A 1838-nucleotide genomic window follows, 5' to 3' on the forward strand; every position below is an offset into this window, starting at 1 on the left:
AACTCGCCCTGGGGGAAGACGACGCTGACGTTGTCGAGGGCGACGACGCGGGTCTCCCCCTCCCCGTAGACCTTGTTCAGGCCGGTGGCTCGGGCGGCCGCCAGGCCGGTGTGGACGGCGGTTGCGGTCGACGTGGTCACGGGGGGCTCCTTTTGTGCTGGTGGACTTGTACCTCCATGTTCCGCGACGTGATCATGGTCTTGCGTCGCTCCGCCGGACGGTTGGCCCTACCACCGCTGGGCGTACGGGAGGGGTGGGCCCCTCCTCCTGCGGTATGACGTTAACCCTGAGGCAGGAGGATGGCCGGAACGGATATCCTTCGTGGCCGAATCCCGAACAGTTCGTCAGATCGCAAGGAAACATGACAACTTCCGGGGCTTGGAACATGCGAAAGGGCGAGCCGGACGACTAGGCTCAGGGTGGTTTCGCAGACGCCCGGATGGTGGAACGCAGACACGGGCAGCTTAAAACTGCTTGGCCGCGAGGCCGTGCCGGTTCGAGTCCGGCTCCGGGCACCGATCGTCCGGCGGGGGCGCGACGGCGTCCCCGCCGGACGTTGTTCACTGGATCCTCCTCGCGGCGTATCCCGAAATTTTTGCCATGCCATTACCCTTGTGCACGGGCGGTGCAGTGCCGCCACGGAGGGAATGAGCAATGAGAAGCAGCAACCCGGTCTTCTCGCGGGAGGGGTCCTTCACCCGCGACTCCGGCTACGCGGGGTTCGGCACCACCGCGCAGGCCGGGAGCCCGAACGGCCAGAACCCCTACGCGGGCACGCCGTACGCCCAGCAGCCGCAGGGCCAGGCCCCGATGACCGACGAACAGCTCTACGAGCTGTACAACGGGCCGTCGGCCGGCCCGGCGGCCACCGGGCGGATGACGCTGGACGACGTGGTCGCCCGCACCGCGATGACGCTGCTGACGCTGGTCGCCGCCGGTGCGGTGGCCTGGTTCGCGCTGCCGTTCGAGAACTACGGCTACGCCGCCGGCGCCTCGATCGTCGCCTTCGTCGTCTACCTGGTCATCGCCTTCAAGCGCAGTGTGAGCCCGCCGCTGATACTGACGTACGCGGCCCTCCAGGGCTTCGCGATGGGCGCCATCTCGCACGCCTTCAACACCGTGCTGAACGGCATCGTGATCCAGGCGGTGCTGGGTACGGCGGCGGTCTTCGCGGCGATGCTGTTCGCCTACAAGAGCGGTCGCATCCGGGTCACCGCGCGCTACCAGCGGATCGGCATCGCGATCGCCATGGGCTTCGTGCTGCTCATGCTGGTCAACCTGGTCGCCATGGCCTTCGGCGCCGACATGGGGCTGCGCTCCGGCCCGCTGGGCATCGTGGTCGGCCTGGTCGGCATCGGTCTGGGTGCCTTCTTCCTGTCGCTGGACTTCGCGGCGATCGAGGAGGCCATCGCCCAGGGCGCCCCGCAGCGCGAGTCGTGGCGGGCCGCCTTCGGGCTGACCCTGTCGCTGGTCTGGATCTACATGGAGATGCTGCGGCTGATCGCGATCCTGCGCGGCGACGACTGACGGTCCGTCCCGCCGTGAACCACTGCCGCCGGGCCCCGGAGCCACTCGCTCCGGGGCCCGGCGGCTTTCTCGCTTACGCTCCTACCCATGCATGACGTAGAGCCCCTGGTCGAAGCCGTCGAGTCCCTGGCGGATCGTTTCCGCTCGCTGCCGCAGAGCAAGCTGCTGGGCGCCGTGCCCGGGTATGCCTCGCGGGCGGCGGCCGCGCTGGAGCTGGCCCGCCGGCTGGCCGGGCTGGCGCTGGCGACGGAGGGCGGGCCGCAGCGGGAGTTCCCGGACGCCGGGGCCTTCGCGGTGGGGGACCAGCTGGC

The 1838-nt window shown here is 69.4% G+C and carries 1 protein-coding gene, 1 tRNA gene and 2 pseudogenes; 3 read left to right on the forward strand and 1 reads right to left on the reverse strand.

The window, feature by feature from the left end; translation table 11 throughout:
* A pseudogene (locus KS423_RS44715) lies at positions 1 to 140 on the reverse strand (ABC transporter ATP-binding protein); the annotation flags it as partial.
* 293 nt (positions 141 to 433) lie between these two features.
* Here KS423_RS44715 and KS423_RS44720 point away from each other — a divergent pair.
* The 3 genes and pseudogenes from KS423_RS44720 to KS423_RS44730 form a co-directional block, all read left to right on the forward strand.
* Positions 434 to 515, forward strand: a tRNA-Leu gene (locus tag KS423_RS44720).
* 139 nt (positions 516 to 654) lie between these two features.
* The gene (locus KS423_RS44725) at positions 655 to 1527 is read left to right on the forward strand and encodes a Bax inhibitor-1/YccA family protein (RefSeq protein WP_224285405.1); all 873 of its coding nucleotides are present in this window, start codon (positions 655 to 657) and stop codon (positions 1525 to 1527) included.
* Between the two features lie 87 nt (positions 1528 to 1614).
* Positions 1615 to 1838: pseudogene (locus tag KS423_RS44730) on the forward strand (hypothetical protein); the annotation flags it as partial.

Origin of the sequence: Streptomyces sp. LS1784 (assembly GCF_020103755.1) — a bacterium.
Taxonomy (GTDB): Bacteria; Actinomycetota; Actinomycetes; order Streptomycetales; family Streptomycetaceae; genus Kitasatospora.